Source organism: Burkholderia sp. BCC0397, assembly GCF_902832865.1.
GTDB lineage: Bacteria > Pseudomonadota > Gammaproteobacteria > Burkholderiales > Burkholderiaceae > Burkholderia.
Genome location: NZ_CADFDL010000001.1, coordinates 899450 through 925027 on the forward strand (window position 1 = coordinate 899450; position 25578 = coordinate 925027).

Annotated in this window: 16 protein-coding genes; 12 read left to right on the forward strand and 4 right to left on the reverse strand. The window is 63.5% G+C overall.

The features are described from left to right. Window positions 1-11 precede the first annotated feature (11 nt). Together HWX03_RS04065 and HWX03_RS37175 are read left to right on the forward strand one after the other, a co-directional pair. Window positions 12-590 (forward strand): DUF4865 family protein, encoded by a 579-nt coding sequence (locus tag HWX03_RS04065; RefSeq protein WP_175823073.1) that lies wholly within the window; start codon window positions 12-14, stop codon window positions 588-590. Further along, window positions 590-712, forward strand: a complete 123-nt coding sequence (locus tag HWX03_RS37175) for a hypothetical protein (protein WP_279612209.1) — start codon at window positions 590-592, stop codon at window positions 710-712. The genes HWX03_RS04065 and HWX03_RS37175 overlap by 1 nt, the downstream gene beginning before the upstream one ends. Window positions 713-787: 75 nt before the next feature. Here the strand turns inward: HWX03_RS37175 and HWX03_RS04070 are convergent, their stop codons facing one another. After that, on the reverse strand, window positions 788-2989 hold the full coding sequence (locus tag HWX03_RS04070; RefSeq protein ID WP_175870330.1) for a glycoside hydrolase family 3 C-terminal domain-containing protein: 2202 nt from the start codon (window positions 2987-2989) through the stop codon (window positions 788-790). A 712-nt stretch (window positions 2990-3701) separates the two neighbouring features. Between HWX03_RS04070 and HWX03_RS04075 the strand changes: the two genes are divergently transcribed. The 4 genes from HWX03_RS04075 to HWX03_RS04090 all read left to right on the forward strand — a co-directional run bounded on the left by HWX03_RS04075 (window position 3702) and on the right by HWX03_RS04090 (window position 11419). Then, on the forward strand, window positions 3702-6092 hold the full coding sequence (locus HWX03_RS04075; RefSeq protein ID WP_175870331.1) for a hypothetical protein: 2391 nt from the start codon (window positions 3702-3704) through the stop codon (window positions 6090-6092). 653 nt (window positions 6093-6745) lie between these two features. Next, window positions 6746-8521, forward strand: coding sequence for an alpha/beta hydrolase (locus HWX03_RS04080; RefSeq protein WP_175870332.1), 1776 nt, complete (start codon window positions 6746-6748; stop codon window positions 8519-8521). A 418-nt stretch (window positions 8522-8939) separates the two neighbouring features. After that, window positions 8940-10127 carry a glycosyltransferase gene (locus HWX03_RS04085; RefSeq protein WP_175870518.1) on the forward strand — a complete coding sequence of 396 codons (1188 nt, stop codon included), beginning with the start codon at window positions 8940-8942 and terminating at the stop codon, window positions 10125-10127. Between the two features lie 38 nt (window positions 10128-10165). Further along, on the forward strand, window positions 10166-11419 hold the full coding sequence (locus HWX03_RS04090) for an oligosaccharide flippase family protein (protein WP_175870333.1): 1254 nt from the start codon (window positions 10166-10168) through the stop codon (window positions 11417-11419). A 140-nt stretch (window positions 11420-11559) separates the two neighbouring features. Here the strand turns inward: HWX03_RS04090 and HWX03_RS04095 are convergent, their stop codons facing one another. Further along, entirely contained in the window at window positions 11560-12741 is a 1182-nt protein-coding gene (locus HWX03_RS04095) for a polysaccharide biosynthesis/export family protein (protein WP_175870334.1), read from the reverse strand. Window positions 12742-13231: 490 nt separating this feature from the next. Here HWX03_RS04095 and HWX03_RS04100 point away from each other — a divergent pair, with 490 nt between their 5' ends. From HWX03_RS04100 to HWX03_RS04115, 4 genes are all read left to right on the forward strand, one after another. Further along, entirely contained in the window at window positions 13232-15547 is a 2316-nt protein-coding gene (locus HWX03_RS04100) for a GNVR domain-containing protein (protein WP_175870335.1), read from the forward strand. Between the two features lie 129 nt (window positions 15548-15676). Then, window positions 15677-17101 carry a DUF6418 domain-containing protein gene (locus tag HWX03_RS04105; RefSeq protein WP_175870519.1) on the forward strand — a complete coding sequence of 475 codons (1425 nt, stop codon included), beginning with the start codon at window positions 15677-15679 and terminating at the stop codon, window positions 17099-17101. A gap of 219 nt (window positions 17102-17320) precedes the next feature. Continuing rightward, window positions 17321-18466, forward strand: a complete 1146-nt coding sequence (locus HWX03_RS04110) for an acyltransferase (protein ID WP_175870520.1) — start codon at window positions 17321-17323, stop codon at window positions 18464-18466. 79 nt (window positions 18467-18545) lie between these two features. Beyond that, complete coding sequence (locus HWX03_RS04115) at window positions 18546-19811, forward strand: right-handed parallel beta-helix repeat-containing protein (RefSeq protein WP_175870521.1); 1266 nt, start codon at window positions 18546-18548, stop codon at window positions 19809-19811. Between the two features lie 37 nt (window positions 19812-19848). On the opposite strand, the gene HWX03_RS04120 is transcribed toward HWX03_RS04115, so the two are convergent. Next, complete coding sequence (locus HWX03_RS04120; protein WP_175870336.1) at window positions 19849-21369, reverse strand: mannose-1-phosphate guanylyltransferase/mannose-6-phosphate isomerase; 1521 nt, start codon at window positions 21367-21369, stop codon at window positions 19849-19851. Beyond that, a complete protein-coding gene (locus HWX03_RS04125) occupies window positions 21366-22028 on the reverse strand; it encodes a drug:proton antiporter (RefSeq protein ID WP_175870337.1) in 663 nt (220 codons plus the stop codon). Before HWX03_RS04125 ends, HWX03_RS04120 begins: the two co-directional genes overlap by 4 nt. Window positions 22029-22244: 216 nt before the next feature. On the opposite strand from HWX03_RS04125, the gene HWX03_RS04130 reads away from it, so the two are divergent. Continuing rightward, window positions 22245-23468, forward strand: a complete 1224-nt coding sequence (locus HWX03_RS04130; protein ID WP_347879519.1) for a glycosyltransferase family 4 protein — start codon at window positions 22245-22247, stop codon at window positions 23466-23468. 691 nt (window positions 23469-24159) lie between these two features. After that, entirely contained in the window at window positions 24160-25551 is a 1392-nt protein-coding gene (locus HWX03_RS04135) for a sigma-54 dependent transcriptional regulator (RefSeq protein ID WP_174388432.1), read from the forward strand. The last annotated feature ends 27 nt before the right edge of the window (window positions 25552-25578 follow it).

Sequence of the window (25578 nt, forward strand, 5' to 3'; positions counted from 1 at the left end):
AGGAGTCGATCATGCTGACCGCGTACTACGTGCACCGCCTGCCGGCGGACTACGACCTCGACATCATCCGCAATCGCGTGCGTGAGCGCGGCCGGCTCTGGGACGACACGCCGGACCTGCTGTTCAAGGGATTCCTGCTGCGCGAGGCCGGCCGCCACGGCGCGACGGAAAACGGCTATGCGTCGTTTTACCTGTGGCGCAACGAACAGGCGTTCGCGCGGTTCGTGACGGACGGCCGCTATCGGGTCGTGACGGACAGCTTCGGCCGCGCGCCGATCGACACGCAGGTTGCGCTCGACGCGCGCAAGGGCAGTGCGTCGACGGGACGTTTCGCGCGTCTGGAAACGATCGAGATTCCGCCGGACGCCGATCTCGATGCGGCACTGGCGCGGGAGATCGCACGCAATCGCGACGCGGCGGCTCGGCAGGGCGTGGTCGCGGCGGCCGTCAGTCTCGATCCGCTGCGCTGGCGGCTGACGCGTGCGCTCGTGACGGAACATGAACCGGACGACGGCGGCGCGGGCACGGTGTACCAGGTCCTGCATCTGGCGAGGCCGTTGCTCGACACGCTGGAAGCGGGCGGCGCGTGATGGCCGGCATCGCGTCGCGATTGCCGGCCGGCGTGGTGATTGCCGCGCATCTGGCGGGTGTGGCGGCGGGTATCGCCGCGATTGCGGCGCTTGCGACGGTGCTGGCGCTGCTGTTCAGGTAACGCGCTTCACGTCGCCCAAGCGGGGGCGCCGCACACGCGATGCACGGCGCCCCCGGTCGCTTCATCGTCGCTCGCTCAGTGGCCCTGCAAGCGGATATCGCGCGACGACGCGCCGACATACACGGTCCCGCCCGAGACGACCCGCCAGCCGTTGCGCGACGTATCCCAGACGCTCTGCATCCGCGGCGACACGGTCACGCGCACTCGCCGCGCCTCGCCCGGATTCAGCCGGATCTTGTCCCAGCCGACCAGCCGCTTCGGCGGCTCGTCCTTGTACGGCACGCCGAGATAGACCTGCGGTGTTTCCGCGCCGGCAACGCGCCCGTCGTTGCGCACGGTGAACGCGACGCTCAGCGAGCCGTCCCATTGCTTCGACACCGACAGACCCGAATACGCGAAGTGCGTATACGACAGGCCGTGGCCGAACTCGAACATCGGCTTGATGTTGCGCGCGTCATACCAGCGGTAGCCCATGCTCAGCTTTTCCGCGTACACCGGGTCGGTGTCGAACGTGCCGTTTTGCCCCCACGTCGGCGAGTCCTGATCGCGCGCCGGGAAAGTCACGGGCAGCTTGCCGGACGGATTGACCGCACCGAACAGCACGTTCGCGATCGCCTTGCCGCCGGCTTCGCCCGGATACCACGCCTCGACGATGGCCGACACGTTGTCCTTCCACGGCATCAGCACCGGATTGCCGCTCTGGACGACGACGATCGTATGCGGATTCGCGCGTGCGACGGCTTCGACGAGCGCATCCTGGTTCGACGGGTTCGCGAGGCTCAGGCTCTGCAGGTCGCCGAAATCCTCGCCGGCCGGCTGCGCGACCACGACGATCGCGACATCCGAGCGGCCCGCGAGCGCCGCGGCCTGGTCGATTTCCTGCTGCGTGTACGCGCGGAACGGCGACTGCTGGTCGCTGTTGCCTGCATACGTGACCTGCGCGGCCGGCGCCAGCGCGCGGATCGCCGCGACGATCGGCACGTCGACCTTGAGCCACGGATTGCGCCACCAGCTGCACCCGGTCGACGACCCGAACGTCAGGCCGCCGCAGCCTGCGAACGAACCCGTTACCGGATCGCGCGTGTTGCCCGAGCCGCCGCCGGACAGCACGGCGGCATCCGCATGCCCGCCGATCACGGCGATACGCGACAGCGCCGACGCGACCAGCGGCAACTGGTTGCCGTCGTTCTTCAGCAGAACGATCGACTGCTCGGAGGCCGCCTGCGCGAACCGGTTCCCGGCCGCGAAATCGATCGTGCCGCCGCCCTTGGCCGGATCGTCCATCACGCCGACGCGGATCATCACGGCGAGCTTGCGGCGCACCATGTCGTCGAGGCGCGCGGTCGACACCGAGCCGTTCGCGATCGCCTGCTTGACGGCCGCCGGCGTCAGGTACACGCTCGGCCCGACGTCCTCTTCCTCGTCGAGCCCGGCGTTGATCGCGGCGGCGGTGCTGTGCGTGGCGCCCCAGTCGGACTGCACCTGGCCCTGGAAGCCCCATTCGTTCTTCAGCACGTCGTTCAGCAGGTGAGGGTTCTCGCACGCATAGGTGCCGTTCAGGCGGTTGTAGCTGCACATCACGCTGCCGGGCCGGCCGCGCTTCGCGGCGATCTCGAACGGCAGCAGGTACAGCTCGCGCAGCGTGCGTTCGTCGATCTGCGTATTGCCGCCCATCCGGCCGTGCTCCTGCTCGTTGCCCGCGTAGTGCTTGATCGTGGCGATGACCTTCTGCCGCTGCGTGGCGAGCGTGCGTTCGGCGAGCAGGTCGCCGGCCAGCAGCGGATCCTCGCCGAGATACTCGAACAGGCGGCCGCCGCGCGGCTCGCGCGCGAGGTTGGTGCCGCCGGCGAGGCCCATGCCGAATCCTTGCGCGCGCAACTGGATCGCGACCTGCTTGCCGAAGTCGTACGACAGCCGCCGATCCCAGCTCGCGGCGACCGCGATCGTGGCCGGAAACGTCGTGCTGGCCTGCGACGTGCTGCCGGAGCCGGTCGCCGAATCGACCATGTTCAGATCGGGAATGCCGAGCCGCGGCACGCCCTGGATGTAGCCGGCACCGCCGCCCGGCACCTTGGACATTTCGTATTGCGAATGAATGAATTGAAGTTTCTCGTCGAGCGTCATCTTGCGCACGAGCAGGTCGGCGCGCCGTTGCGCGGCGGTCGATGCGAACGCGTCGGTCGCGTCGCCCTGCGCATTGAAATCGGCGTCGCCGGCGTAGGCGGTGGTGCAGAGGGTCGCTGCCAGCACGACGGCCGGCCAGAGGGTGTCCCGCATGTTGCTCTCCATGATCGTATTGCTCGTTGTTCGGATGATGTCTGGAGCTGCGCACGCCCGGTGGATTCGCACCGGACGCATTCGGCTGGCATGCGGGGTGGTTGCGCGTCGGCATGCCGGGCCAGGCGGGGAATCGTTACTGCCGGTTGGGCTCGACCGGTCAACGCGGGCGGCGACGCACGGGCCGTCCGACGCTGGCGAATCGGATGTAGCGACTCTCAGCAGCGACTAATGGTATGAATGTAGTTCGACTACAGCATCGGTGTTTCTACCGATACGTGTGATCTTTATTTCGTAGGGGCGCGCGGCGGGGTGGAAAGGCGGTCATCGTTCCCGGTCGTGGGTGTGTAGTTGGGTAAGAAGTACCTGAGTGCTACTGCTTTTGCGCGGGCAATGCGCCGAGACAGGCAGTCCGCTTCGTTGCGTGCACATCGATTCGGGCTGACTGCCGGGCTTTGACATGTCATCGAATACGGCGCGGGCCGGATGTTAGAAACGTCCTTTTCATATGGCGATGGCCGGTAGCGATCAATCGCTTTGGTCATTTCACGTACTGTTTGCCGGGGAGTCTGCTTCTAATCCTGCGCGGATGCGTACGCTCGATCGAGCTCGCTCATCTCTTTTCGATAATCAATAGACCGGGCATCGAATCTGACGGTGCGAAAAGGAGTTGATTTTCGCGAGGTCAGTCAATCACATCTCCAGGATCGACATGGCATTCCAGCTTCAGGATCGGGTTCAGGAAACGACCACTTCTACCGGTACGGGCGCACTGTCCCTTGCCGGTGCAATGACGGGGTTCCGCGCATTTTCATCCGTGTGCGCCAATGCCGATACTTTCTATTACGGGCTGCAAGCCGTCACGGGTACCGGTGCTCCAAGCGGGAGCTGGGAGATCGGAATCGGCACATACAACGCCAGCGGGAACACGCTGTCGCGCAACACCGTGCTGGCCTCGAGCAATGGCGGCGCAGTCGTCAATCTTGCTGCAGGCACCACACAGGTATGGATGGATTTGCCGGCAGCGCTTCCCGCCAATTTGCCGGTCAGCGCCAAATATTTTGGCGCGAAGGGAAACACCAGGATCGTCAACGACGGCGTCACGACATCGGGCTCAACCTCCTTTTCGTCGGCGTCGGCGACATTCACCGCAGCGGACGTCGGCAAGCGTATCGACATCGCGACGACGAACGCCAGTGGCGTGGCGACGCTGGTCGTTTCCACCACGATTGCGGCGTTCGTCAGCGCAACGCAAGTCACGCTCGCGAAAGCGGCCAATGCTTCGGCGACGGGGGCGAACGTGGTCTACGGCAGTGACGACGGCCCGGCCCTGACAGCCTGGTTGAACTACCTGATGACCATCTGGCCGGTCAAAGGCGACCTGCCTGCCGGCGTCTACTATTCAAGCCTCGCGCTTCCGCCGATCACGAAGCCGATAGCCGTGTTCGGGCATTCGGCGCGCACGTCCATCATTCAGTTCGGCGCCGGGGTCAGCGGGCAATGCCTGACGGTATTGAACGCGGGCTTCAACAACGAAGCGACGGATCTGCCGCAGACCGGCAACGTGTCATGGACGTCGAACATGGCCGTTCTCGCCGGGTGCGTCCTGCGCGACTTTACCCTTCAGGGCAATCGCGCATGTGCATCGCTGCAACATGGCCTGGTGTTGCAAGGCAACGTGGACTGGCTGGATGTCGCTCACGTGAACTGCCTGTATTTCCGCGGCGGCGGCGTACTGTGGATGGACACCGGAAGCGGATCGACGCAAGCACGCGCCAACGTGCGCGAAGTCAATCTGAACACGATGAAGATCAGGCACTGTGGCGACCTGTCGACGAACACGCCCAGTTTCGGGATCTACCTTGACGACAGCCCGGCTGCCCCTGCTTCCGACTCGTCGAACCTGTTCAACCTGAACAATATCGACATCATCTTCAGTTATGGCACGGCGCTCGCGGTGCAAGATCGGCGCACGTCGAATGCCGGCTTTCCGTTGTACGGAATCCAGGCGCGCAACATCGTGCTGCACGACCGGATGACGACGATGGGACTGAGCGGCGGGCGGATGTTCAGTGTCATCGGACAGGTCACCAACTGCCTTTTCGACATCAACTTCCCGTTGAGCGCACGTAATGACTACGCGGCGGAGATTCTGCCGAACCCGAATTTCAATGTTTATCCCACGGACAATGAATTTACCTTCGCATTGCCGAAGACGGTGAAGGGGGTGACGATCGGGAACATCGGCTACAACACGATCAGGTTCAGGAATTATTTCGGATGTGCCGAGGCGGTATTCATTTCCACCGAGAGCCCGTACAACCTGAGAATCGATTGCGAGACCGACAGCGTGTTTCAGCAGATCACCTCGTCCCTGGTGCTGGCGGGGACGGGCGCTGTCGCGATCCCGGGCTGGTCGTTCGGTACGACGCCGAACTTGTCGATCTTCATGCCGGTGAATGCAGTCAACGGGACCGGAGACACGACGTTGGCGACCATTTTCGGCATCACGGGCACGATCACGCGTTCGGGAAGCGTCACGGCGGGAACCGATACCTATACATTTACGCCGTCTTCATCCAGTACGGCGTACATTCCTGCCGGCGAATACTTTTCGAAGATCTGTGTCGATGCGTCGCAAGGCAATGGCGTTGCCGGGCGCTACAAATATATTCCTGAGGATCGCTACGGACGCGCCGTCAACGGCGCATGGGCCAGCGGGCGCCTGCTGCAAATGTGGCCGTGGCAATTTCACATCGAGAATGCGACGGGGCTGGTTCGTTACAGCTACGGCGTGCCGACCGCCGACAGCGCCGGCAATGCGATGGCGCTTTGGTCGAATGGCTTCGTCGGCACAAGTTCGACGCCGAGTGTAACTAGTATCAGCAAACTGACGGCGAACTATGCGTCACCCACGACGCTGACCAACCTGGTCGGCGGGATCGACGGCCAGACGGTCAAGATCGTTGCGACCAACGGCAACTGCACGATCGCGAACAACGCGAACATCCAGACGACGACCGGGGGAAATGTCGTCATGGCGAGCGGGCAGGTTCTGACCTTTACGTTCGACGCGACGCTGAACAAGTGGTGTGGTGGTTAGCCCTCTGCCGCGGTGACCAGTTTTCAGGCAGTGGCTCCCTTCCTGTATGAAGATGGGTTTTCGGTGGGATTGCTCACATACACGCCGGGCGGGACGGTGTCCAATCCGGTATCGCCGCGTGAGCGGCTGCGCCGGAGCGCGACCGGCGCGGCCGCGTCCGTCCGGACCGCCCGTGTGCCGGTGCGTTGGAGCCGCGTCGTGAATCTGCCGATTCCGTCTGCGGCGTAGGGCGCGCTCATCGCGCGGGCCGTGACGCCGTGCCCCGCGTCTCGACGGCCGCAGTCGCAACAGTTCATGTCAGTGCCTGACACATGCGCAGGTTTCGTATTGAAAGTGTAATGTGACGCACGGAATACGTCAGGATGAAATGGTCCAATCGCTCTGGACATTCGAGTGCGGTCGCCTGCGCCGTGCATCGACGTCGTCCGGTGCGAAGCATGGCGATATTGCGGAATGCACATCAAGGGCATTCTCCAAACTCGCCTCGACATTGAAGCGCCTGCGGATCGGGGTGGTCCGCAGCGAGTGCGCGCGCGTTGCTGGCGTAGTTCTCTTCGTGCATCCGGGCAAGAAGATCGAGCGCTTACACCATGGCCTGCGGCAAGCATGCATTGAAACCCGGCCTGTCAGACACTTAAAACAAGGACCAAACCATGACACCCATCCAGTTCGATGGATGCGTCGGCTGGCTTCACGAGGGCAATCGACTACACGGCGTCGTCATTTGCGAACCGCTTGGCCATGAGGCGCTCTGGCTACACAAGCTTGTTCGTTCAATTGCGGAGCATCTCGCCGACCGGGGGTTCCCGGTTCTGCGGTTTCACTATCCGGCGAGCGGCGATTCGCTCGGAGACGAACTGGACCCCGAACGCTTCGAGAAGATGCTGGCAAGCGTTCGGCATGCCGCCCGGACGTTGCGCGACAACGCCGTGCTGGAGAGCCTGACGCTCATCGGCGTACGGGCCGGCGCGCCGCTGGCGCTCCTTGCTTCGGACGGCATATCCGGAATAAAGCGTTTCATTGCACTTGCTCCCGTTGTGCGGGGCCGCGGCTACCTGCGCGAGCTTTCTCTCGTCGCGCAACGTTGGCTCGACAACGTGCCGCCGGCCGTGCGGGACGCGGTTCGGGAGGAGCGGCCGATCCATGTGCTCGGGCACGCGTATCCCGATGATCTCGTCTCGGCACTGCGGGGCATCAACCTGTGCGAGTCCGTCGGCCGGCTCGCGGCGTTGCCGGCGCGCGCGTTGCTCGTCGATACGCCGTACGGCGACGGTCCCGCGCTGTCGGACGTGCTCCAGGCACGCGGTGTGTCGGTCGACATGCGGACCTGCCCCGACTGGGGCGGCCTCATGCGGGAGCCGGTCTGGTCGCGGTTACCCGACGGATTGCTCGACACGATCGCGAACTGGATCGACGACGGTTCCGACGCGGACGTTCGCGTTTCCGTGCGGCGTGCCGAGTCAGCCGTGACGCTGGTCGGGCAGGGCTGTGTCGAGCGCATGATCTCCGTGGAGCCAGGGCGATTGGCCGGCGTGCTGTGCGAACCGGCCGGCGGTACGCGGCGCGCTGCCGCACCGACCCTGTTGATCGCCAATACGGCGGCCAATCCGCATGTTGCCGACGGCCGGTTTGCGGTTCGACTTGCCCGGTCGCTCGCGGCATCGGGTATCAGCAGCCTGCGCATCGATTCGAGCGGCATCGGCGACAGCGGCTTGCGTGCGAGAGACGATCAGTCGGACATTCCGTATTCGGACCAGGTGATTGACGATATCGCATCCGCAGCCGACTGGCTGAAGGAGCAGGGGCATCGCGAGATCGTGGCATTCGGGATTTGCTCCGGCGCGTACGCGTCGCTCCATGCCGCCGCGCGCGAGCATTTCGCCGGCGTGATCGCGGTCAATCTCCCGGTTTTCATATGGCCACGCGGAGAAACGCTCGCGAGCGCCGTCAATAACCAGACGAACTCGATGCGCGGTTATTGGGCGTCGCTGCGCAGCCGCCACAAGCTGCGTCGGCTGATACTCGAAGGGCGTGATCCGCGGCCGGTCCTGCGTGCCCTGTTCCGGCTCGTCGCGGGCGTCATGACCGTGCCCGTCAAGCGGGCTGGCGAGCATTTCGGCTGGCGTCCGGGTAACGAAACGCCTCGAGGATTGCTGCAAGACATGTCGGCGCGCGGCGTCCGGACCCATCTCGTCTACGGCACATTCGATACGGGCGTCGACGCGCTCGTCCGGCATTTCGGCCCCGTATCCCGTGCGTTCACGCATTGGCCGAACGTATCCGTCGACATGCAGGACACGCTCGATCACTCGTTGCACGGCAGCGCCGCCGCGCAGTACGTTGTCGCGCGTTGCACCGAGCTGCTTGCCTGCTGGTACGCGCCCGTCGAATTCGCGGCGCCTGCGCAACCGGAGCACGCGCATTCGTAACGTTCATGCAGGTGTCGCACGCTGGCTCGACCGGCGATCGCGGCATCCCCCGCGTGCGAGCGTCGTCGACGCGCGGTACCGGTGAGCCGGCCGGCGGGTTTTTTTCCGGCGTCTCCCTAACGTAACCGGACGAACAGATCCGCCGCTTCGGTCGCCTTATCCTGACAGTGTCGAATTTTCATCGGGCTGCCTGTTCGCAAGCGTCATGGCGGCTCCGTTCAGGAATGGCAATGAAGCAAGCGTGCCGGGAACATCGGGAATGGAACAGGCGTCGCCACGACGGAGCTGCGCGTGATCTTGCGCATGCGACGCGAGACGACGCCGGTTTGCGAAACGAAAGCGCAACGAGCGGGCCCGGTCAAGCAGGCGATGACGTGGCATCGCGCTCGCGACAGCGCGTCCACCGAGGTCGACCGTGATGCGCGTGCTGGTGATCAACGACTTCGTTCGCAAGGGTGGTGCCGAGGAAGTGTACCGGCTGTCCGTCGACGTGCTGCGCGCCCGCGACGGCGTGGTGGTCGAAACCTTCGATGAGGATGCGCTGCCCGATGTCGGCGGCGGGCGCGCGCGCGCGTGGTCACCGGCTGCTGCGCGTGCGCTCGTCACGCTGCTCGATCGGTTTCGCCCGCAACGCATCCTCGTGCACAACTACCACAACCTGCTGTCGAGTGCGATTTTGCCCGTGCTCGCTCGCTACAAGCGGCGCTCGGGATGCGGTCTGTTCATGACCGCGCACGATTACCATCTGTTGTTCTACAACCCGACCCTGCTCGTCTATCCCCGCGGACGCGCGCAGCCGTTGCCGATCGACCAGTTGCATCGCAGCCGGCGCATCGCGCTCAAGGCGAGCCCGCGCGGTGTGCTTCACGACGTCGCAAAGAAGTTGCATTGGCATGCGGTCAATACGCTTTTCGATCCGCTGGGCCTGTTCGACGAGATTCTCTGTCCGAGTCCGTTCATGCGCGACCTCATCGCGCAGAGCGGTCGAACACCTGCCACGCTGGTACCGAACCCGATCGACTCGACGCTGGTTCCCCGTCCGCCCAAACCCGCTCGGGGTGATCGCCTCGAGCTGGCGTTCGTCGGACGTGTGGACGCGGACAAGGGTCTCGGCCGGTTTCTCGCGCTCATGAGCGAATCGGCCGGCGATGCGATTGCGTCGCTGACCGTCTATGGCGACGGAGCGGAACGGCCCGACCTGGAGCACCATCACGCGACACTCGTCGAGTCGGGGCGGTTGCGTTTCGCCGGGCGCCTCGATCATGCAACGTTGTTCGCGGCGCTGCCGACGCACGATGCCCTCGTGTTGCCGTCGATCTGGGTGGAAAACGCGCCGCTCGTGATCGTCGAGGCGGCGATGCTCGGCCTGCCGGCGCTCGTGCACGACATCGGAAGCCTGTCGACCTTTGGTGACGAAATCGGCAACAAGATTCTCTACCGGAACACGTCCGAAGGCTTCGCGCGCGCACTTGCCGAACTGCGTGCGCACCTCGATGACGAAAATCGTCACTACGACTGGTCGCGTTACTCGGTCGAATGCTACGCGTCGTCGCTCTGTGCCGTGCTCGGCATCGGCACGGATGTACCGCGAACGTGGGCGCATTGACAGTCGGCACACTGTTTACTCTCAGCCCAGAAAGCACGATGACCGCTGTCCGAAAAAATTTCGCGTTGTTGTTCGCCTTGCAAATCTCCACGTACGTCGTGCCGCTCGTCACGTTGCCCCTCCTGACGCGTGTGCTCGGCCCCCTGCAATACGGGCGGTTGTCGTTCGTGCTGGCGGTGACGACGTATTTCATCAATCTGGCCAATTACAGCTTCGACCTGACCGCGACGCCGCGTGTCGCGCTGGCGGACGGCCGGGCGGAACGATCGCGGATTTTCTGGGCAACGGTGTGCGCCCAATGGGCGATCACGGCTGCCGGCTTCGCCGTACTCGTCGCGCTGACCCTGCTCATCCCGCATTTCGCGGCGGAACGTACGGCGCTGCTGATCGGATTCGGGATGGCAGTCGGTGCCGCGCTCACGCCCGGCTGGTACTTTCAGGGAATCCAGAAGTTGAGCGTCTACAGTGTCACGGTGGTCGTGTACCGTGCATGCAGCGTCGTTGCCTTCTTCATGTGGGTGCGCACGCCCGACGATCTGCTGCACGCGGTTGCCATCAACGCGGCAGTACCGATGCTGTGCGGGGTGACGTTGCTTGCGTATCTGTCTTTCCGTCGCGAGATCGAACCGGTCCGGCTGCGGTTCGCCGACATCGCTGCCGCGCTGAAAGGCGGTTCGCAGGTATTTCTGGCGTCCACCTCGATCTCGTTCTACGCGTCGACCAACACCATCCTGTTGAGTATCGTCTCCGGTAGTGTCGCCGCCGGCTATTTCGCCGCCGGCGACAAGTTGATCCGGGCCGCGGTCGGTCTGCTGCAACCGCTGAGAGCAGCAACCTATCCGCACATCACGTATCTGATGCATCACGCACGCGACGATGCGTTTGCGTTCTTGCGAAAGCTGATCGTGCTGCAGGGCGCGTTGGTGCTGGCGATGTCGGTCACGATCTACGCGTGCGCGCCGCTCGTCGTCCGGATCCTGTACGGCAGCTCGTTCGCGCCGACGGTCGGCGTGCTGCATTGCCTGGCGCTGGTGCCGTTCATGGCGTGCATGACGGATCTGTTCGGCGTTCAGACCATGTTGCCGATGGGCATGAAGCGCGCCTTCAGCATCATCCTGATTTCGTCCGGTGTGTTGAACGTGACACTGCTGCCGCCGCTTGCCATGCTGTTCGCGGAGCGCGGGGCGGCTATCGCGGTGTTGATCGCCGAAACTGCCGTCGCCGTCGCGCTCGCGTATGTCGTCTGTCGTGAACGCGTTGGCCTGATCAATCTGTCGGCGCGGTCGGGCTGATTCGCGCTGATGCGATTCGCACGCCGTCGGCTCGGTGGCCGTGGCGGCGCGGTGCGTGGAATTCGCGATCCCTCCGCGCCGCTGCCGGTGTGCGATACGAGTCGACCCGCGCTGCCTTTGTCGTCCGGCCGATAGGCCGATTACTTGGTGACAAGCGCCCCGGTCAATCCCGCGCTGATCGCCGGCAGCAGCAGGTTCAGCACGCGGCTCGCGCGGACCAGCCCGGTGTTGTCGACATACACGATATCTTTCGACGCGAGCGGGAACTGATTCGCGAGCAGCATCGAGACAGGCGACTTCATGTCGAGGTGATAGATGACCGGCTCGCTGTCGGCGGCCTTGCGCAGCACGAAGACCTGTTGGGCGTTCGATGTCTGCTGGTTGAGCTGACCGGCCTCCGAAAGCGCCGCACTCAATGTGAGCGAGCCGTCGCGCAGCGGGGGCACGGCCGCCGGTTTGTTCACTTCACCCATCACATAGACGGGATTGTCGTCGCGCGCACCCACATGCAACAGGTCGCCCGGCTGCAGCATGATCATGGCGGGATTCTTGCCTGTCTTCATCATCTGCGCGACATTCACCGGATAGATCGCGCCGTTTCGAGTGAGCGTCACGCGACTCTGATCCGCGGTCGGCGCAAAGCCGCCGGCGCGATTGACCGCTTCGACCAGTGTCATCGGAATGTCGTTGATCGTCTGCGAACCGGGGGCGCGCACTTCGCCGTCCACATACACCTGCTCGGCACGGAACGATGCCACGCGAACGGTCACTTGTGGTTTGATGAACACTTTCCTGAGTTCGGCATCGAGTTCCCGCTGGACCTGCGCCGCGGTCTTTCCGGCCGCGCGGATCGGTCGCGCCACGTACGGAAACTGCACGTTGCCGTCGTTATCGATCACGAAACCGGGCGCTGCGTCGGAGGATTTCGTGTTCTGCGCGGGCTGGCCGACAGCGGCAGCGAATTCGGGGTGATCCCACACCGTGATTTGCAACACGTCACCCGGACCGAGCTTGTAGCCACTCGGCTTGCCGAGCAGGTTGCTCGGGATCGGCCACGCCGGGCGGTGCTTCTGCTCCGTATGAATCTGATTGATCAGCGTCAGGTCGATCTGCTTGACCGGGACCTTCATGTCGCTGGTCACGTCGCCATTGTCGGCGGTCGTGACCGGCAATGCAGCCGGCCCTGCCATGTGCTGGCCGGGCGCAAACGCACAGGCGGAGAGCAGGGTGGAAATCGCCACGGACAGCGCGGCGCGCATTCGACGCACTGCATGGTCGTTCTTTTTCAGCGCGGGCGTATCGAATAGCTGGTGCTTGTTCATGTCGTCATTCAGCATGGTAAACGGGTCAATCTGCCGGCCGGATATGACCCGTATTTAAAAGAATTTAAATCAATTTAATGCTGGCCGTGCCTTCGGCTTTCCGAGGTTTCTCGTCTCGACACACTGATTTCGATGGCCGTGTGTCTGATTGATCCGCCAAGCCACGGCATTGGCATGGTTTGCGGGAACGGGAAACGACGGCCACTTAACATAGCACGAGACAGGTTGGCAACCCAGTGATTGGCGCGCTCGGTGGCTATTAATGTAAGCCATCGCACTTAGCGCGCCGGGCATTTATCGCATAGTGGTCCGGTGAAACAGAAAAATGGGTATTCCGGGCGCAGGGCTCGTGCGGCGCACTTTTTACCGCCCCGTGGTCGGATGCAACGCAGGCGCGCGGGATGGCGCCACCTGGTGCGCATCGCGAGAGGCGTGATCAACGCACGCGCGCCACGTGAAGCCCGGCAAGGTGGCAATTTGGGAGTGATGCATGGCATTGGATAGACCTTCATCTAATGAGTACCGGGACGGAGCGGGAAATATTTCTCGCGACGCGTCTCGCTTTACGCTAACCGAATTGCTGGAAAATGTATTTGAATATCGAAAGACGTTTCTTGTTGTTTTCATCGGGTGTCTTCTGCTGGCATTGGTGTATGCCATTTCGGCTACGCCGATTTACTCTGCCGACACGTTGATACAAGTCGAGGAAAACAAGCATAGCGCGCTGGGTTCGCTTTCGGAGATTTCGAGTGCGCTCGATATTCAGAACTCTGCCGTAATCGGTGAAATCGACATCGCTCGCTCGCGCACGGTCGTCACCCAGGCGATCGACGAAATCGTCGCGCAGGCTGAAGTTTCGGTCAGTAACCGGATTCCGCTCGTGGGTGGTTTTCTCGACTCGATCCTGTCGAAAGATGCGAATGGTCTCGTCATCCCGTTGTTCAATACCCCGTTCTGGGCGTGGGGCGGTGAACAAGTCGAATTCCGTAAATTCGACGTCCCGGATGCACAGCTCGGCAAAAAGCTCGAGTTTGATTATCTCGAAGGCAACCGCTTCCTGTTGAAGAACAGCGATGGTCAAGAGGTGTTGAAGGGCGTGATCGGCCAGCCGAGCGAAGGTAACGGTTATCGCGTGGACGTGTCGCGGATCGTGGCGCGCGCGGGCACGACGTTTCGTGTCCGGCGGGTTGCTACGCCCGTGCGACTCGACGCGGTCCTGACCAAGCTGAGCGGCGCGGAAACGAAACGCCAGTCGGGCATCATGCAGCTGAATTTCGAGGATCCCGATCCGGTGTTTGCTGCGCGACTGCTCAACGCCATTGCGGCAGCTTATCTGGATGTCAACTCGAGACGGCGTTCAGAGGACGCCGAGCGCAGCCTCGCGTTCCTTCAGACACAGCTGCCGGCGGTGAAGGCGCGGCTGGAGCAGGCAGAGCAGGCGCTGAATACGTTTCGCAACGCGCAAGGCTCGATCGATTCGCAGGGCGATGTCAGGTTGCTCATCGACCAATTGGCGCTGGTGGACAAGGCGCGGCTCGAGGCCAAGCTCGAGTATCAGGACTTGTCGTCGAAGTACGTTGCCGGACAGCCCCAGATCGCGGCCGTCGTCAATAAGCTGAAGACGCTCGATCAGCAGTCGGCCGAATTGAAAAGCAAGGTGGCGCACTTGCCGTCGCAACAGCAGACCTATTTGCGGTTGGCGCGCGATGTCGAAGTCAACAACCAGCTCTATGTCGGGCTGCTGAACAACACGCAGCAGTTGCAGATCGCGAAAGCCGGCACGGTCGGCAATGCGTCCATCATCGACAAGGCCGAAGTGAGCGACAAGCCGATTCGGCCGAAGCGCATGCTCGTGATCGTGCTGGGTGCGGCGGTCGGACTGATCCTGGGCGTTGCCGTGGCTCAAGGCTATGCATTGTTCTTCGGGCGCGTTCGCGATCCGAGGCAGCTGGAAACGATGGCCGGCGTACCGATGCTTGGCGTACTCCCGGCATCGCCGCAACAGATCGAGGCCGACTCGAACGACAGGTCGGCGTTCATGGCCGTGACGGAGCAACCCGATATGCCGCTCGCCGAAGCGATGGCGAATCTGGCCTTGCTGTTGCGTTGCAAGACGACCGAGGCGCGAGGCAAGTCACAGGTCGTTCTGCTCACGTCTTCCGAGCCGGGGCAGGGCAGGTCGATGATCACCGCCAATCTTGCCTGCATGTTCTCGGAAAGCAATCTCAAGACTTTGCTTGTGCGTGCCGATGCGGGCCCGGCGAGTCGTGAGCGATGCTTGCCGATGAAAGTCGAGAAGGGTTTGTCGGACGTGCTGAAAGGCTCGCTCGATCTCGGGAAGGCGATCGCTCGCGTGCATGACAATCTTGACGTGTTGCCTGCCGGAAAGGACGTCAAGCCCGGGCGGAACCTGCACGGCGCCGAGAAACTGGCGGCGCTGCTCGCGTCGCTACGAGACGAATATGACATGATCGTCGTGGATGCGCCGTTGGCCCGTCCGGCAGCAAACGTCGCCATGTTGTCGAGGGTGGCCGATATTACGTTGATGGTGGTACGCCAGGGTTCGGCCGGCTACGCGGGTGTGGCGGAAGCGGTCGAGAGCCTGAACAGGCTCGGCGCGGATGTCGATGGCCTGGTGTTCAACGGCTTCGAGCCTTCGCCGTTTCGCCATCGTTATTACACGAATGCGCGCCGACAGGCGAAGGAAAGCCGGACGCAGGCCGAGGCTCGCCACGTGGCATCCGATACGTTGTTGTTCAGGGCATGGGCACGAGTAAGAAAGGAACTGCTCAAAAGCGCTGCGTGAGCGGAACGGGCACGCAGCGCGGTAAATGCGTCATCGGGCCGTGGCGGGAAGAACGCGTCGTCGGCGATCGGCTCACGGCTGCATGGTGCCGGTGCATGAAGAATGGAGCGAATTTCGGGTTGCGGCACGATGGATAAACCGACGGGAACATGGGACGGCAACGGCGGCTTCGTATCCGCGACCGGCGTGATGGCATTGACGCTGTTCACGCTTGCATTGTTGTTCAACGCGGCGATGCCGGCGCTCGGAATGAAGGAATCGAGTGCGCTCTGCACGTTGGTGCTGGCAACACTGGGGCTCGTCGCCCTGGTCAGGTCGCGTCCGGTGTTCGCCGTGTCGATGCTTTACGTGCTGGCGATCGCGATGACCGCATTCCTGGCGGGCGTGGGATTGGAGGGCGGCGGCTATCTGACCGAAACCGACGTCATCGGTGACGCGACCGGGGCGTTCAGCCGTCTCCTGTCGTTCTATCTGGTTTTCGTCGTCTGCGCGCTTGCTGCGTTTGATCGATTCCTGGACGAACGCCCGAAGCGTGAATTGATCCGGGCGCGGATCACGTTGCAACCGGTCAGCATCGCGATCGGGTTCGGGCTCGCGGCGACGATTATCGCGATCGGCGTGATCGCGGGCCTGACGTCAGGGTTCTCGCTATTTTCAGGCATCAATCGATATGCGCTGCGCAACGATTCGTCGAACGGGATGATGTTCAACCTGTTCCTGAACAATCAGTCCTTCATGGGCTTTTTGCTGGGCACCATCGCCACCAGTTCCGACAAGCGCATCCGCGCGGCGGCGATTCTGACGATGGCTGTCGACCTGGTGCTGAACGTGATGCACGGCGAACAATTCATGGCGGTGCTTCATATCGGGCTGTGTTCGCTGGCGCCGTTCATTTCGATTCATGCGATGAACGGCAAGCCGGTTGTCCGCTATCTCGGTATCGGTGCCGGATTGGCGCTCCTGCTCGGTGCCGTTTCCATTGTTTATTCGTACAGGGGCCAGGGGCTCGAGGTCGCCGACATGCTCTCTTCGCGCTTTCTGCTGCAGGCCCAGCCTTGGTACGTGGTCGACAACGATGCGCATATGTTCACGGCACCGAGGCTTGGTGGCACGGAGGCATTCTGGCGTTTCGTGAGCTCTCTCAGCTCCTGGACGATGCCCACCTTTTTCGCCAATTCCGAACCGAGCGGCTTGCGCGACTTGATGAAGTCGTACACCGAGCCGAGCGTGCTGAGGGCCTACATGTTCGACGACGTGACCTTCACGATGGGGAACATGGCCGTGCCGGTGTATTGGTTCGGCTATGCCGGAGGCGCGCTCTTTGTCGCGATGACCGGCCTCGTGTACGGCGCGCTCGGTGCGCTCCAGATTCTGGTGGCGATGCGCGGTGGAGTCGTGATGCTTTGGCTGATGGCGAAGGTATTTTCATATGCCACCTTCGCCGTTCAGCAAGGCGAATACTGGATGATGTTCGGCTCGCGCACGGCTTTTTATGCGGTTCTCGCACTCGCCTGGTGGTATTGGGTCGATGCGAAGCATTCGGATCCCAAATGAACCCGGACCGGCAATCCGGAGCGCTGTCGTCGATCCGATGTTTCCGTCGTCGAGCGATGTGCGCCGCGATCAGGTCGTCGAAGCATGCTCGGCTGCCGCGGACACTCGCTTGTTCATGAACATGTATGGGGCGTTTCGGTCTGTTTCGTCAATGCCGGAAGCGGATTGTCCGATGTTGTCGACGAGCCGCCTCGTGCCTCGATCTTCACCATTCCAGCCATGTCAAAAGCAATGAGTTCGGAGCGGTTTCACCATATCGACGCGATGCGTGCCGTTGCGGTGATACTCGTCATATGGACGCACTATGCCGAACGGTTCGTCCCCATTGCCGGTTCCCAGCATGTACTGGACACCCTGCAACGCTCGGTGAATTTCGGGAGAATCGGGGTAGTCATTTTCTTCGCGATCAGCGGCATGCTGATTCCGACCAGCCTGCACGGCGAGATCGGCGCCGGCACGAAGCGCTTCCTCGTGCGGCGATTCCTTCGGCTCTATCCTGCCTATTGGCTGGCGCTGCCTGCCGGGTATTTCGTCCATTGGTATTTGTTCGATAAAAGAATGGACCTTCCTGGCATTCTGGCAAATGTGACCATGATTCCGGCTGCGTTCGGGGAAAGCCTGATCCTGCCGCACGGCTGGACGCTGGAAACGGAGTTGTATTTTTACGGGGTGTGCCTGATTTTGTTCTGGTGCGAGGCGCTTCACCGGATGCTCCAGCTGTGTGTCGTCACTGTCGCGTTATGTGGGCTGTTCGTGTCGACGCTCGTATTGCACGTGTTCCCTGCCGATCTTCTCAGCCAGTACAAGACCATGCCGTATCACCTCGGCATCATGTTCTGGGGGGCCTGCTTTCGCCAGGCGTACGACAACCCTTCGCAACTGCTGCATGTCAGACTGGCCAGAAGCGGTGCACTGTCTCGACTCTCCCTGACTTACCGATCGGCGGTCGCCTTGGTGACGATACCGGTCTTCGGTATCGGGCTCGCGGGCGCCATCGATGATTGGCGACATCACAACACGTTTCACCTTCCGATTTCGCTCGCTTACATGATCGGTATCGCGACATTCGCGATACTCGCAACCGTGCTGAAGCTTCGCATTCGTCCGCTTTCATGGCTCGGCAAGGTCAGTTATTCGGTCTACCTGTTGCACAGCCTTCCGCTTTTTTTCGCGTACTGGATGTGCCAGCGTTTCCACATCGTCGGATGGCCGCTCGGTCTTTACATGATCGTCCCGCTCGTGCCTCTGATTCCATTGTCGTGGGCCGGCTACCGATTGTGCGAAGCGCCGTTCGTCAAGCTCGCGCGTACGCTTACGTCGCGTCGGCGAGGTGAGGTGCTCGCGTCCGGTAATGCAACCGGCTGATGCGTTTGCCGGCTGACTGGCGGCGGTTCGGGCAGGGGCCCGCCACGTGCGCCAGGGTATTTCATGGAAACGATTCGATATGCGCAGATCGCCATGCCTGTTTCGAGTATGCACCGGTATCGCCGGCATCGTGCTGCTCGGCGGGCTGGCGTGTCCGCGGTTCGCCGCGGCGGTATCCGGCGCACCCGCACCGCGTGCGGTTCATGCGGACCTGCCGGCCGTGTACGTTCATCCCGCCCCGGGCGCAGCCGATCAGGCTGACGAGCTGCAACACGCGCTTGACGTGCTGCAGCCGGGCCAGCGAATGGTGTTCGCGCCCGGGCGGTATGTGGTCGGCCGTTCGCTGGTGGTGCGGCAGCGGCAGGTCGTGCTGGCGGGTTTCGGCGCAACGCTGATCGCGACCGTCCCCGGCAATCAGACGATCGAGATGCGGGGCGACGGGGCGACGCTCGCCGGTTTTCATCTCAAGGGAACCGGCGCGACACGTCTGGACACGCCCGAATCGACCAAGATCGAGGTGACGGGGCGTGACGTGCAGGTGCTCGACAACATCATCGAAGGCGGCGCCAGCGCGGGCATATTCGTGTTTGGCGGAGCGGACGTCGCGATCGTCGGCAACCGGGTCCTGTCGACATTCGCCGACGGCATTCACATGACGCACGGCGCGCGCAATGTGCTGGTTCAGGGCAATGTCGTGCGCGGTACGGGTGACGACATGATTGCCGTGGTGAGCTATCTGGCCGACGGGGCATTGACCCGCAACGTGCTCATTACCGGCAACGCGGTCGAAGGCAATACGTGGGGGCGCGGGATCACGGTGGTCGGCGGCGCGGAGGTGACGATCTCGAACAACATCGTGCGCGACGTGCAGGTCAGTGCGGGGATCCTCGTTGCGCAGGAAGACAGTTACCGGACCTACGGCGCGTCCGACATCCGGGTCGAGAACAACGAGATTTCGGCTATCCAGGTCGCGGCCAAGCGCACTGATCCACGTCCGCTGACGCAGCAGGCCGCGATCGATGTCAGCACATGGTCAGGCTCGGTGACGCGCGTGGCCGTGATCGGCAATCGCGTGTCGCAGGCGCGGTTCGACGGCATTCGCTTGTGGGGAAACGTATCGGGCGTCCAGCTCGCGGACAATCGATTGTCGGACGTTCGCGGCATGCCGGTGCGGGTCGGTCCCGGGCAGGATTGCGCTGTCGCCGATGCGAAAGCGGCGCCGTGCGCGTCAGTGCTTCATTCCCGGACGGTCGCGCCGGACGTGGTTGGCGCGCGTGTCTCGTTGTTGCCGCATGTCCGCGAATTCGGCGGAGGATCCCGCCGGTCGCGGAGCGACATCGACTGAAGGCGCGACGCGCCTGTCGGTCGATGTCGCCGTCCCGCTATGCCGGCTGCAAGGGCAGTGCCTCGACCGGACGTCCATACTGGTCGTCGAAGCGCACAATATCGTCTTCACCGAGATAGTTGCCCGATTGCACCTCGATGATCTCGAGCGGAATCCGGCCGGGATTCTCGAGACGATGGACTTCGCCGACAGCGATATACGTCGACTCGTTCTCGCTGAGCAGGAAGGTCTCGTTGCCGCGCGTCACCCTTGCGGTGCCGCGCACGACGATCCAGTGTTCGGCGCGGTGATAATGCATCTGCAGCGACAGCCGCTTGCCCGGTTCGACGACGATCCGCTTCACCTGGAAACGCTCGCCGAGATCGATCGAATCGTAATGCCCCCACGGACGCTGCACCTTTCGGTGTTCGCTCGCCTGCGGGCATCGATCGCTCTTCAGGCGGGCGACGATGTTCTTCACGCGCTGTACGTCGTGTTTGTTCGCGACGAGCACCGCGTCGGGCGTTTCGATCACGACGACATCCTTCATCCCGACGCACGCGATCAGACGGCCCTCCGATCGCACGAGGCTGTCCTGCGTGTCCTCGAACACGATCGGCCCGCGCGCGACGTTGCCGTGATCGTCCTTCGGCATGATTTCCCAGATCGCATCCCACGTGCCGACGTCCGACCAGCCGGCCGACAGCGGTACCACGATGCCTTCGATGCCGAGTTCGCTGCTGTCGGCGAGGCGCTCCATGACCGCGTAGTCGATCGAGTCGGACGGGCAGGCGTCGAACGCCGCCGCGTCGATCCGGAAGAACGGATCGTCGGAGACGCCCGCGCGCCATGCCGACTCGCAGGCCGCATGGATCTCGGGCGCCAGTGCGCATATCGCCTTGAGCCAGACCGATGCGCGCGTGACGAAAATCCCGCTGTTCCACCAGTAGTCGCCCGACTGCAGGTAGCGCTCGGCGAGCGCCGCGTCGGGTTTCTCGACGAAGCGTCCGATCGAATAACCGCCTTGTCCGCCATGGCGGCTCGTACGCGGCTCGCCGACCCGGATATAGCCGTAGCCCGTTTCCGCGCGGCGTGGGAGCACGCCGAGCGTGACGATCGCGCCTTCCTGTGCGTAACGGGCCGCGCGAGCGATCGCGTCCTGGAACGCGCCGACATCGGCGATCACGTGATCGGCCGGCATCACCGCCAGCACGGGGTCGTCCTCGAGCACGCTGGCGTCGAGCGCGGCGAGCGTGAGAGCCGGTGCCGTGTTGCGGGCAGCCGGCTCGAGCAGGATGCGCGCGGGCGCCGCGCGATCGACCACTTGCGCGGCGCTCATGAAGCGATGCTGTTCGCCGCACACCAGCAACAGCGTGTCGCCCAGCGCGGCGTTCTCGATGCCGTTCAGGCGGCGCGCGGTGGCCGACAGCGGCGATTCGTTCGACGTCAATTCGATCAGCTGCTTCGGATATTGTTCGCGCGACAGCGGCCAGAGGCGCGTGCCGGAACCGCCGGCGAGGATGACGGGCAGGATGCGTGGCAAATCGGGTTCGGGAACCGGGCGTAGGGTGCGGGTCATCGGTTGGCTCCGGTATTGGCGGACAGCCGGTTGTGTACGCGCCCGTCGGCGCGTGTGTCTTCGGTTCGGGGCCGGGGCGTCGAAACGGCTCGGGACAGCAGCTGGCGCAGCGCGCCGGCGGCACGGCCGGCCGGCCGGATCATGCCGACGAACGGCGCGCCCTGTTCGAGATACGGTCCGTATGCCTTTCGGAATCCAAAGCGTTTGTAGAACGCCTGACGCGACGCAGGGACGTGCATGCGCAGCGCGGCGTCCGGCCACGCGGCCAGCGCGGCGGTCAGAGCACGTTCGAGCAGGTGCTCGAGCGTGTCGCCGTCGCGGCACGCTTCGCTCGTCAGTACCTTGTCGATCACGACGTCCGGGTCGATGTCGTCGCCCGGCAGGATGCGCGCATAGGCCGCGACTTCCGCCGCGTCGCCGTTGCACGCGGTTGCATAGACGTGCAAAGCGCCCGCGTCCTTGCCGTCGATGTCGAGATGGGTATGCGCATCCTCGACGACGAGCACGGCGTTGCGTGCGCGCAGGATTGCATAGAGATCGACGGCGCTCAGATGTTCGAATTCACAACAATGCCATTCCATGATGCTGTCCTCGTGTGAAACCTTCAGCACACCGTGCCGCAGGGACGCGTTCGTCCGGTGCGGTGCGACGATGATCATGATGCGGATGCCGTGCGTGCCGGTCTGTTCGAAAGCGCACTCACGTGCCGGTTTGTCGGCTTGTGTGCGGTACGCCGGTCCCGGCGCACCGACAACAGCGCACTGTGCGGTAGCACACATCGATCGTGGCGGTGCTTTCCGATAATTGGCACGGCATGGCGGCCGCGTTGCGCGGCTCGTCCATATCGAACGTCAATGAAGAATCGGGAGCGGGACTTGAAGATTGCAATCGTTCACGACTGGCTGGTCGTGCCGGGCGGCGCCGAGCGCGTGCTGGCGCACATGATCGACTGCTTTCCGCAGGCCGATGTCCATAGCCTCGTCGATTTCCTCGAGGATCGTGACTGCCTGCGCGGCCGCGCGGTGCGCACGTCGTTCATCCAGAAGCTCCCGTTCGCGCGCACGCGCTACCGCAGTTACCTGCCGTTGTTTCCGCTGGCCATCGAGCAGTTCGACCTGTCGGCATACGACGTCGTGCTATCGAGCTCGTATGCGGTCGCGAAGGGCGTACTGAGCGGCCCGGACCAGTTCCATGCCAGCTACGTGCATTCGCCGGTGCGCTATGCATGGGACCTGCAGCACCAATACCTGAACGAGGCCGGCCTCGCACGCGGGCCGAAATCGGCGATCGCGCGGGCGCTGCTGCATTACATCCGCAACTGGGATGCGCGCTCGGCGAACGGCGTCGATCGCGTGGCCGCGAATTCGCATTTCGTCGCACGCCGCATCCGCAAGACCTACCGGCGCGATGCGACGGTGATCTATCCGCCGGTCGACGTCGATCATCTGTCGCCGCGCGCCGACAAGGACGCGTTCTACCTGACCGCATCGCGGCTCGTGCCGTACAAGCGGATCGACCTGATCGTCGACGCATTCTCGCGTACGCCGGAACGCCGCCTCGTCGTGATCGGCGACGGGCCGGAGATGGCGAAGATCCGCGCGCTCGCAGCGCCGAACGTCACGCTGCTCGGCTACCAGCCGTTCGACGTGCTGCACGACCACCTGCAGCGTGCGCGCGCCTTCGTGTTTGCGGCGGAAGAGGACTTCGGCATTTCGCCGGTCGAGGCGCAGGCATGCGGCACGCCGGTGCTCGCGTACGGCAAGGGCGGCGTGCGGGAATCGGTGCGCGCGTGGCCCGGCACCGGCGCAACGGGCCTGTTCTACCACGCGCAGACGGTGGATGCGCTGCTCGACGCGCTTGCCCGTTTCGAAGCGCTGCCGCGGGGGGCCATCGATCCGCACGCGTGCCGCGCGAATGCCGAATACTTCGGTTCGGCGCGCTTTCGGGACGAATTCACCCGCTTCGTGATGGACGGCTATGCTGCGCTGCAGGAGGAGATGGCCGGTCCCGCCGGTGTCACGGCGGGCGGCCCCGTGTCGGCTGCGGGCGACACGTGCGATCCATCGGTCGGGCATGGCGAGACGGCGCTGCGAACCTGAGCGGCGCTCGTGCCGGTTGATTACGGCATGTAACGGTCCGGCGGCCCCTGCACCATGTCGAGGCGGTATGGCCGACCGGCGGCGCACGAGATTATGCGCGCGCTGGACGCGGTGGTGGCGGTTTTTGACGGATTTCGATGAAAATCACGCGGAATCGACGGTGCCTATCTTGCAGAAAAGTAGTATTTGCCACTGATTGACGCGAATGGTCAGAGATAATCAAATCTCAGTGGTCAAAAGCGTGCAGCGCGGGAGCCACGGGCAGCGTAACCGACTGATTCACGTTTATCTTTTAGTAACAAGGCCAACTCGAAACGGGGTGTAGATTCAGGTACGGATGAAATGGGGCGGTCAATCCGGGCGCGGTTTGGCAGTCCTCCGGTTCAGCATCGGGCGCGACCGTCGTGTACGACGCGACGCACATGCGGCCGGCGTTTCCGTTTGCCGACGTGCCCCGCCTGACGGCGGGTCGCTTCAAAGCCGGAATGTCATGGCTCCTGCAGTCGCGCATTCCGTTCGAGTTCGATGACAATGAGGCCGGATGACATCCGGCTCGACCTCCGGGGGTTCTCGCCGTGTGCAGTTTCGATCTTCGCCAAGGCTGCGGAAACGCAGCGCGCAAAGGTGGCCATGCGCCGCCGGCCGCAGCGCACGCGAACGGTTCGCGGAGTGCAGAAAATGATGGTTCGTTATGAATATGCCAATAACGCGCGATAAGAGCGCCGGCGCGGGGAACGGTAACGGGCAGCGTCCGCTGATTTACTGGACGCAGTCGCCGTCCGTGATGCTGCGAAAGGAATTGTCGCGCCGCGACTGGAAAGTGTCGGTCGTCGCGCATGCGAACGAGCTGCGCGACACGTCCGGCGAAATTACCTGCGGCATTCTCGACTTGAGCGGCGGCCACGCCGATGCGATCGGCAGCATCGCGTCGACCTGCGCGTCGATGCGCGACGTCGTCTGGGTGGCGCTCGTGGACGTCGGCCAGACCGCCTCGCCGAACGTGCGCGCGCTGTTGCGCGACTACTGCTTCGACTACGTCACGCTGCCGGCGTCGCACCAGCGGATCGCCGATACGGTCGGTCATGCCTACGGCATGGAATGCCTGTTCGCGCGCGATCGCGAACAGCTCGAATCGGAGGAAAAGGGCATCGTCGGCACCTGCAGCGCGATGCTGCGGCTGTTCGATACGGTGCGGCGTTTCGCGCGCACCGACGCACCGGTGTTCGTGTTCGGCGAAACGGGAACCGGCAAGGAACTCACGGCCGTCGCGATCCACCGTCATTCGGAGCGGCGCAACGGCCCGTTCGTCGCGGTCAACTGCGGCGCGATTCCGCCGCATCTGCTGCAATCGGAACTGTTCGGCTACGAGCGCGGCGCGTTTACCGGCGCGAACGCGCGCAAGATCGGCTACGTCGAGGCCGCGAACGGCGGCACGCTGCTGCTCGACGAAATCGGCGACCTGCCGCACGAAAGCCAGGCGAGCCTGCTGCGGTTTCTGCAGGAACGTTCGATTCATCGTCTTGGCGGCAGCGATCCGGTGCCGGTCGATGTCCGGATCGTGTCGGCGACGCACGTCGATCTGCGCGATGCGATGGAGGAAGGGCGTTTTCGCGCCGACCTGTTCCACCGGCTGTGCGTGATGCGCATCGACCAGCCGCCGCTGCGCGCGCGCGGCAAGGACATCGAACTGCTCGCGCACCACATGCTCGAACGCTTCCGCGGCGATGCGCGCCATCGCGTGCGCGGGTTCTCGACGGATGCGATCACGGCGCTCTACAAGCACGACTGGCCGGGCAATGTCCGCGAATTGATCAACCGCGTGCGCCGTGCGGTCGTGATGACGGAAGGGCGCCTGATCACCGCACAGGATCTCGAGCTCGAATACTGTCTCGACGCGGCGTCGCCGTCGGTGGCCGACATCCGCAAGTCGATCGAGCGCGAGGCGATCGAAACCGCGTTGCTGCGCACGCGCGGGCGCGTCGCCGCTTCCGCGCGCGAACTCGGCGTGTCGCGCGCGACGCTGTATCGCTGGATGGAGGCGTACGGCATCGAGCGACCGCGCGGTACGGGCTCGTCCGACTGATACGCGGCAGCCTGACGCTCGCGGCGG

What these genes read in the sequence shown, in the direction of transcription:
- HWX03_RS04065 (WP_175823073.1), top strand. Translation starts at nt 12, where the DNA reads ATGCTGACCGCGTACTACGTGCACCGCCTGCCGGCGGACTACGACCTC.
- HWX03_RS37175 (WP_279612209.1), top strand. Translation starts at nt 590, where the DNA reads ATGGCCGGCATCGCGTCGCGATTGCCGGCCGGCGTGGTGATTGCCGCG.
- HWX03_RS04070 (WP_175870330.1), bottom strand. Translation starts at nt 2,989, where the DNA reads ATGCGGGACACCCTCTGGCCGGCCGTCGTGCTGGCAGCGACCCTCTGC.
- HWX03_RS04075 (WP_175870331.1), top strand. Translation starts at nt 3,702, where the DNA reads ATGGCATTCCAGCTTCAGGATCGGGTTCAGGAAACGACCACTTCTACC.
- HWX03_RS04080 (WP_175870332.1), top strand. Translation starts at nt 6,746, where the DNA reads ATGACACCCATCCAGTTCGATGGATGCGTCGGCTGGCTTCACGAGGGC.
- HWX03_RS04085 (WP_175870518.1), top strand. Translation starts at nt 8,940, where the DNA reads ATGCGCGTGCTGGTGATCAACGACTTCGTTCGCAAGGGTGGTGCCGAG.
- HWX03_RS04090 (WP_175870333.1), top strand. Translation starts at nt 10,166, where the DNA reads ATGACCGCTGTCCGAAAAAATTTCGCGTTGTTGTTCGCCTTGCAAATC.
- HWX03_RS04095 (WP_175870334.1), bottom strand. Translation starts at nt 12,741, where the DNA reads ATGAACAAGCACCAGCTATTCGATACGCCCGCGCTGAAAAAGAACGAC.
- HWX03_RS04100 (WP_175870335.1), top strand. Translation starts at nt 13,232, where the DNA reads ATGGCATTGGATAGACCTTCATCTAATGAGTACCGGGACGGAGCGGGA.
- HWX03_RS04105 (WP_175870519.1), top strand. Translation starts at nt 15,677, where the DNA reads ATGGATAAACCGACGGGAACATGGGACGGCAACGGCGGCTTCGTATCC.
- HWX03_RS04110 (WP_175870520.1), top strand. Translation starts at nt 17,321, where the DNA reads ATGTCAAAAGCAATGAGTTCGGAGCGGTTTCACCATATCGACGCGATG.
- HWX03_RS04115 (WP_175870521.1), top strand. Translation starts at nt 18,546, where the DNA reads ATGCGCAGATCGCCATGCCTGTTTCGAGTATGCACCGGTATCGCCGGC.
- HWX03_RS04120 (WP_175870336.1), bottom strand. Translation starts at nt 21,369, where the DNA reads ATGACCCGCACCCTACGCCCGGTTCCCGAACCCGATTTGCCACGCATC.
- HWX03_RS04125 (WP_175870337.1), bottom strand. Translation starts at nt 22,028, where the DNA reads ATGATCATCGTCGCACCGCACCGGACGAACGCGTCCCTGCGGCACGGT.
- HWX03_RS04135 (WP_174388432.1), top strand. Translation starts at nt 24,160, where the DNA reads ATGAATATGCCAATAACGCGCGATAAGAGCGCCGGCGCGGGGAACGGT.